At 28.1% G+C, this 7,946-nt stretch carries 7 protein-coding genes; 5 read left to right on the top strand and 2 right to left on the bottom strand.

The window, feature by feature from the left end:
* The first annotated feature begins 23 nt into the window (after nucleotides 1–23).
* The 3 genes from truB to rpsO all read left to right on the top strand — a co-directional run bounded on the left by truB (nucleotide 24) and on the right by rpsO (nucleotide 2,186).
* Nucleotides 24–935: a tRNA pseudouridine(55) synthase TruB gene (gene truB, locus TS70_RS05255; RefSeq protein WP_040093644.1), complete on the top strand. Its 912-nt coding sequence runs from the start codon at nucleotides 24–26 to the stop codon at nucleotides 933–935.
* Complete coding sequence (locus TS70_RS05250) at nucleotides 935–1,822, top strand: riboflavin kinase (protein ID WP_040093643.1); 888 nt, start codon at nucleotides 935–937, stop codon at nucleotides 1,820–1,822. Before truB ends, TS70_RS05250 begins: the two co-directional genes overlap by 1 nt.
* A 97-nt stretch (nucleotides 1,823–1,919) precedes the next feature.
* Nucleotides 1,920–2,186 carry a 30S ribosomal protein S15 gene (gene rpsO / locus TS70_RS05245; protein WP_040093642.1) on the top strand — a complete coding sequence of 89 codons (267 nt, stop codon included), beginning with the start codon at nucleotides 1,920–1,922 and terminating at the stop codon, nucleotides 2,184–2,186.
* Between the two features lie 1,717 nt (nucleotides 2,187–3,903).
* Here the strand turns inward: rpsO and TS70_RS05235 are convergent.
* Nucleotides 3,904–5,136, bottom strand: coding sequence for a hypothetical protein (locus TS70_RS05235; protein WP_198049622.1), 1,233 nt, complete (start codon nucleotides 5,134–5,136; stop codon nucleotides 3,904–3,906).
* A complete protein-coding gene (locus TS70_RS05230; RefSeq protein ID WP_040093633.1) occupies nucleotides 5,126–5,353 on the bottom strand; it encodes a hypothetical protein in 228 nt (75 codons plus the stop codon). The genes TS70_RS05235 and TS70_RS05230 overlap by 11 nt, the downstream gene beginning before the upstream one ends.
* Nucleotides 5,354–5,701: 348 nt before the next feature.
* On the opposite strand from TS70_RS05230, the gene tkt reads away from it, so the two are divergent.
* The gene (tkt, locus tag TS70_RS05225) at nucleotides 5,702–7,669 is read left to right on the top strand and encodes a transketolase (RefSeq protein ID WP_127093197.1); all 1,968 of its coding nucleotides are present in this window, start codon (nucleotides 5,702–5,704) and stop codon (nucleotides 7,667–7,669) included.
* 49 nt (nucleotides 7,670–7,718) lie between these two features.
* The coding region (locus tag TS70_RS05220) for a GNAT family N-acetyltransferase (RefSeq protein ID WP_198049621.1) at nucleotides 7,719–7,946 on the top strand (228 nt) is incomplete at its 3' end.

Below are 7,946 nucleotides of genomic sequence, written 5' to 3'. Positions count from 1 at the left end.
CAAGAAGTGGGTGATTTTAACATATGCATGATGGTATTTTTTTAATTAATAAACCAGTTGGGAAAACAAGTCATCAAATTATTCAAGATATTAAAAAAACCTTGATGATTAAAAAAGTTGGCCATGCTGGAACTTTAGACCCTTTAGCAACAGGTCTTTTAGTGGTATTAGTGAATAATGCTACGAAAATGAGTGAATATTTGTTAACAGCAGATAAAGCTTATGATGTCGAAATGAAATTATTTGTTGAAACAGATACTGGTGATATTACTGGTAATGTTATTAAGGAAGAAACTCCCTTTAAACTGCGCAAAAAACAATTGAAAAAAATTTTTAGTGAATTTAATGGGTTTATGTATGAGCAATATCCGCCTAAATATTCTGCTATTAAAGTTAATGGGAAGAAACTCTATGAATATGCTCGGCGCGATGAAGAAGTTGAAATTAAACCACGAACAGTTACGATTAAGGAAATTAAGTTGAAAAAATATAATCATCATGACCATACCATTACCTTTAGTGTATTATGTACCAAAGGAACATATATTCGTAGTTTAGTTATTGATCTTGCTGCAAAATTAAATACAATTGCAACGGTTAAGAGTTTATGTCGAACACAATCAGGAAACTTTTTGTTATCGAAAGCAATTGCTCCAGAAGAAGTAAATTTTAATCGTTTAATTTCAATGTATGATGCCTTGTTTACAAATAAACAACAGTTGTTACTTTATCATTATGATGAAGAAATTAGACAAGGAAAACCAATTGTTATTATTAATCATACTGATCCAATTATTTTTATCATTGATAAAAACAAAAATGTTTTAGCAATTTATAAACATATTGGTAAACATGTTTATGCTTGTCAACGGGGATTATGGGCAAATATTGATACAAATCAACAACAAAAAATAGATAAGGATGATCATTATTAATGAAAATTTTAACATGAAATAAATTAGCTAATAATGAAGCAAAAATTGTTTCCTTAGGGCTATTTGATGGTTTTCATTTAGGGCATTTAAAACTAATTAATCGTTTAATGGAAATTAAAGCAGAACAAAATTTAGCGGCATTATTTTTTACAATGTCACAAAGTGTTACTGATTTTTTACATCAAACTGATACAAAATTATTAGATAATAGGTCAAAACAGGAAACAGCAGCAAAATTAAATTTTGATTATTATTTAGACGTTCCAGTGACAAGTGAATTTATGAATTTATCAGCGCAACAATTTTTAACAATATTAAAAGAACGGTTTAATGTTATTAAAATTGTAATTGGATCTGATTTTCGGTTTGGGAAAAATCGCGAAGGGGATTTTAAACAAATTATTACTTTTTTTGGTCAAGAAAATGTTTATTTAATTAATCGGCAAGATGATGTTTTTTCTTCAACAACAATTCGTAATTTATTATTAAATTATGATTTACCAGCTGCAAATAAATTATTATATGAAGATTATCATTTGTGTGGGAAAGTAAAACCAGGGAAACAAATTGGGCGAACAATTAATTTTCCAACTGCCAATATGTATTTACCACAAAAAGTAATTTTGCCTTATGGGGTTTATGTTACAGAAACGTGAGCACAAGGACATCTTTACCCATCAATGACTTCATATCGGTTATTTGAAGGAAAAGAAGTTGTTGAAACATATTTATTAGATGCTAATTTAAATTTATATGAACAAGAAATTATTGTTTATTTTAAAAAATATTTGCGTGAAAATATTAAAATAAATAACTTAACCGAATTAGTTAATCTTTTAGAACAAGATTTAGCTGATACTCTTGCATTTTTTGCAAATAAAGCATAATATTAATAATATTGTTATTTCGTTGATTTAAGATAACCATTTCTTAAATGCTTTGATTTAACGTTATGAGCCACAACAATGAAGGGAGAAATTTATAATGGTTTCAAAAGAAAGAAAAGCAGAATTAGTATCAAAATTTGGTCAAAATGCTAAAGATACTGGTTCAACAAAAGTACAAATTTCTATTTTAACAGAAGATATTAACAATTTAACTGCTCACTTGAAAATTCATCGTAAAGATATTGTTTCAAGAAGAAGTTTATTACAAAAAGTAGCACAAAGAAAGCATTTGCTTGCTTACTTAATTAAAACTGATTTTAATGAATATAAAGCAATCATTGAAGAATTAGGAATTAGAAAATAAGGTATAATCTTTAACATTAAGCATATTTGTTTCTTGTATTTTTTTTTATATAATTATTTTCACACCCGATAGAAAAATATTAGGAGAAAAAATATGAAAAAATTATTAACTTTAGTAGGAATTGCTAATTTAAGTGGGGGATTTGGAACAGCTCTTGTTGGATGTACCGTCAACCCTGAAACAATAGTCGANGANGANGANGANGANGANGANGANACGGGAAGTTTTAAGGATATTGAAATCTTAGACAAAATTTCAAAACAAGCAATTGATGCTTTTTTAGAATTTTCACAAAATAGTTCAACCTTTGATACTAATGATCATTCTGATGTTGATTTTGATAAATTATATGCGTTGGTTACTAAAGAGTTATCAACTGCAATCTTAAATAAAAACAATCCTGATGTTACTCCTGTTTTAAATATTTTAGATAGTAAATTTAATATTGCCTTTAATAACATTAATAATGTTATTACAAATGAGTATTCAAATTATTATGTTGATTCAAAACCACTAAAATTATTAAATAGTTCAAGGTATACTTTACATTATATTGACCTTGTAACATTAGGAAAAATTAATGGTGAAAAAGACTTAAGTAATTTAAAAGCCGGGCGAATTGATTTTAAGTTTCGCTTTCAAGTTCAGTTTAAAACATATGTGATGACTTCTGATTATGTCATTCAATATACCATTTCAAATGACACTGCTAAAATAAAAAAATTACAAAGTGGAATTGTCTCAAAATTATCAAAAGTTGTTGTTCGTTTTTTTAATGAGAAAGGAAAAATTATTTTAGATAAAACACCTGGATTTAGAACTTTATATGATAATTTTTATATTAATTATTCAAAACGTCATATTGATTTGGATAATATTATTCAACAACAGTTAACAACCTTAATTAATAGTGATCCTGAACTAGCAGAGATTAAAGAATATGTAACATGAAACGCTGACCAAGAATTGTTGTTATTACAAATGAGAGCTTTAAATGATGTTACAAGTGGGATTGCTGTTCCTTCCCGGCCAGAAAATACAGTTTATGTTTGAGCAGGAGAGGGACCTTTTGATAGTAGTAAGGTGACTGCTGATACCTTTTATCAATTTTTGATGAAACTATTAAATGTTTTTAACATTAGTGGGAATGACTTACAATTAGCTAGTTTTACTGTTAATTTATCAAAATTAACAGTTGCTGGGTTAACATTAAATGGTGTAATTGAAAATAATACTGAAAATGCTTTAGCAGTTATTATTGCAATTTCAAAAGAGGGTTTAAAAACAAAGTTGATGGATTACAGTCAAATTGTTGTGAAATTTTTTGAAACATATCGTGTCGAATCATATCTTCGTTATCAACAATTAGTTGTACCAAGTAATGTTTTTGATCAAATGAAAGCCGCAAGGAACTACATGGACTCGTTAAAACCATTAGTACAAGATTTTATTAATCGTCCTGAAATTAGTACATTACCAGGAATTAATTTATTCAATATTGATGATGCAGTTGGTAGATTAAAACAAAAGTATCCAACATGAAGGGTAAAAGATGATGATACTTTACAAATTAATGCTAGAGGAAAAGGGTATAGTTTTAGTTTTATGCTTGGGGATAAATCTTTCTATGGTTCAATAGCTTATTCACCTTGATCAGCTGTTTATTTTGGTAATTTTTATATTAAAAAAGGTTAAATTTAATAAATTAAATTATTATTTATTGTTTTGGTTTTAGTTCTGTTTTAATGCTTGGTTTTATCAAAACAAAACAACAACCTAACATTATCATGGCAATAATAACACTGTAAATAATGATATAAGTTAACATTATTGTATGAAAATTAATAATAATTGGAATAATGATAATAGCTAACAATAGGCTAAAAATAGCATGACCAAAAACATGTTCAAACATTAAAGCTAATGTTAGATGTTCAGTTCCAACTAAACTAATAATGTTATTTTTTTGAATGCGGCTTAAATGCCCTAAACAAAGGTCAAGTAAAATTTGACTACCCCCCAACCCAAGCGTTAAATATAAAAGGTGATTTAATTGTGTTTGTTGCATCAAATAAGTGATTGTTAATCCTAATAATAGAGCAACAGCGATAATAGCAATAATAGTATTATAACAAACATCGCGTTTAATAGTAATAGTATTGGTTTTAATCAAATATCCAAGTAAGTAACTTAGTTTTCGAATAACATATAAAACTCCAATCGCAATGATCATTAATGTTGTATCTTTAAAAATTAAAACTGGTAATAAGTAACCAAATACTTCATTAATACTATATAAAAAACTTGATGAGTATAAATAACTTCAAAATTGTCGATTTGTTTTTAATGTTTTCCAACTCGTTGGATTAATTTTAAAGGTAACTTCTTTTGTTTTTAAATCATGATTAAAAAAGATTAAACTAAAATTAATTAAAGTAATCAACGTGAAATATGTTTGTAAAGCAATATTAGTTCCTAAATCATTTAAGAAATATTGAAATAAAAAGGGAATAATAATGGTAACAACACTACCCAAGGTAAAATAAAGACTTGGATTTGTTTTTAATTGATGTTGACGGGCATAACTCCGAATGATTTCCATTGTAAAAGGAACCATTCCCGCAACAAAAACGCCAGTTGCGAAGAGTAAAAGCGGATAAAAATAAATGATTAAATTATTATCAAAGAAATTAATTATCATTAGTAAAGAAACAAAAACAAAAAGAAAAAAACTATTAATTTGTAAGATAAAGATGTTATCTTTTTTCTTTTTTATTTTTGCTCATAACGGAGTAAAGAAGAACATTGCAGTTGGGAGTAATAGAAAAAATCAAATTTTTGTGAGTCCAAATTTTTGATAAATTTCAAAAGGCAAAAAGGAAAATAAAGTTCCCATTAAAATTCCTTGTATAATTAGTACTGTTTTTCAACTACGTAATTTAGTTGTCATTTTTGTTATCACATCCTTTGCTTTCTTGTTTTGTTTGTGGTGTTATCTTATATAAATTAATTTTACTATTATTTAAGAAATAATTATTGAACAAAGTAATAAATTTAAAATATGAAGTAATAATAGTAATTTTAAGAATTAATTTGTGAACTAACTGATAATAAAGTTGTTTTTCAACTCTTTTTTGCATCATCAAAATGTTTTTATTTTTTACCATCAAAAATAGAATTTGAGATTATCAACCAAAAAGAAGAGTGAATAGTTCCAAATATAATATTATTTAACATCTTTTGCATATAAAAGTTCTCCATTCATTATTATATATTTAAAATGTGTTCTTTTGGCAAAGCTAAAGGACATTATCACGACTCTTGAACAAATATTTGACCACTACCATCACTCTTTTTCTATTTTTAAATATAAACTTTTTCTTATTATAAATTAATAATCAAAAAAAGTAAGATTTAAGCAATTATTTTGTAAATTATAAATATCTTTCTTTTAATTCGTTGTACAATGTTAATATGAATATTAATTAAATAGTGTATAAAAAGGAGAATACAGAATGAAAAAATCAATTGATGCAATTAGAATGTTAGGAATTGAAGCAGTTAATAAAGCTAATTCAGGACACCCAGGTATTGTTCTTGGTGCTGCGCCAATGGCTTACACTTTATTTACTAAACATTTAAATGTTAATCCGCAAGTTGATAAATGAACTAACCGTGATCGGTTTGTTTTAGCAGCAGGACATGGAAGTGCTTTATTATATTCTTTATTACATTTATCAGGATTTGACCTTAACATTGAAGATTTACGTAATTTTCGCCAAGTTGATTCAATTACTCCTGGTCATCCGGAGTCATATTTGACACCCGGAGTTGATGTTACTACTGGCCCATTAGGACAAGGAATTGCAACAGCAGTTGGCTTAGCATTAGCAGAGTCTCATTTAGCAGCCAAGTATAATACAAAAAAATATTCACTTTTTGATCATTATACTTATGTTTTATGTGGTGATGGTGATTTACAAGAAGGGGTAACTCAAGAAGCAATTTCTTTAGCTGGACATTGAAAATTAAATAAATTAATTGTCCTATTTGATTCAAATGATGTTCAATTAGATAATATGGTTAATGTTGCGCAAAGTGAGAAAATTGGTGATCGTTTTCAAGCAGCAAATTGAAGTTATCTTTTTATTAAAGATGGGAATGATGTTGAAGCAATTAACGAAGCTATTATTAAAGCAAAAAAAAGTGATAAACCAACGTTAATTGAAGTTAAAACAGTAATTGGATTTGGGGCAACGAAACAAGGCACCCCAGCAGTTCATGGCGCACCATTGGGAACAGATATTGAAACTGTTCGTAATTTATTAGGATGAACTGAAAAACCATTTGAAATTCCTGGTGAAGTTTATGATGATTTTGAAGTTAATGTTAAAAACCGTGGAATTAAAAAGTATGAACAATGATTAAAAATGTATGAAGCATTTTGTCAGGAAAATCCAGCATTTGGGAAAGAAGTAGATGAAGCAATTCATGGGAACTTTACTTTTAATCCAGAACAATTTCTTGATTTAAAACCAACTAAACCGCAAGCAACACGAATTAGTAGTGGTGCTATTATTGACCGAATTTCAAGTATTATTCCAAATTGAATTGGTGGTAGTGCTGATTTAAGTGGTAGTACAAAAGCAAAAGGTGCTGATGGTGTTTATGGCGCTGAAAATCGAATAGGACGTAATCTAGCTTATGGGGTTCGTGAGTTCGCAATGACCGCTATTAATAATGGAATTTGTTTACATCGTGGTTTATTATCATTTGCTAGTGGCTTTTTTGTTTTTTCTGATTATATGAAACCAGCAATTAGATTAAGTTCATTAATGGAAATTCCAGTTGTTTATGTTTTATCACATGATTCAATTGCCGTTGGTGAAGATGGACCAACACATCAACCAATTGAACAGTTAGCAATGTTACGAAGTCAACCAAATTTAAATGTCTTTCGCCCGGCTGATTTTAATGAAACATTAGGAGCTTATCATCTTGCCTTGCAATCTCGTCATACCCCAAGTGCTATTTTAATTACGCGACAAGATTTACCAGAACTAGAACATTCTAGCGTTGAAATGGTTAAAAAAGGGGCATATCAAGTTTATGGTTCAGAACATCATAATGATGTTGTTTTAGTTGCAACAGGTAGTGAAGTAAGTATGGCAATTGTGGTTGCGAAAAAATTAGAACATGATAAGAAAATTAATGTAAAAGTAATCTCAATGCCATCGTGGGAATTATTTGATAAACAAGATATTACTTATAAAACAAAATTATTAGAGCCAACAGCGTTGATTGCTTCAATTGAATTAGGAACAACCTTTGGTTGAGAACGTTATACTTCAAATACAGGATTAAACTTTGGAATCGACACTTTTGGACAATCAGGACCATTCCATGATGTATTAGAATATTTTGGTTTTAATGTTGAAAATATTGTTAATACAATTAGTAAAAAAATGCAATTATCAAAATAATGGCAATTGCATTTTTTATTTATAATTGAATTAGAAATAGGAGTAACAAATGATTTTATTTGAAACAGCACGATTAATAATCCGAATGTGGAAGCAAACTGATTTAGCAGCATTTCAAGCACTAAATGCTGATCAAACGGTAATGGAATATTTTCCAAAGGTATTATCAGCCGCAGAAACAAATGATTTTTATATTAACATTCAAACTAATTTTAAAACTAATGGTTATGGGTTATATGTTGTTGAACTAAAAGCAACGCATGAATTCCTTGGTTTT

It is taken from the genome of Spiroplasma sp. hyd1, from assembly GCF_016082235.1.
Classification (GTDB): Bacteria; Bacillota_I; Bacilli_A; order Mycoplasmatales; family Mycoplasmataceae; genus Spiroplasma; species Spiroplasma poulsonii.
The sequence above is the reverse complement of the archived record's forward strand: the minus strand, read 5'-3'. Positions and strand labels throughout refer to the sequence as shown.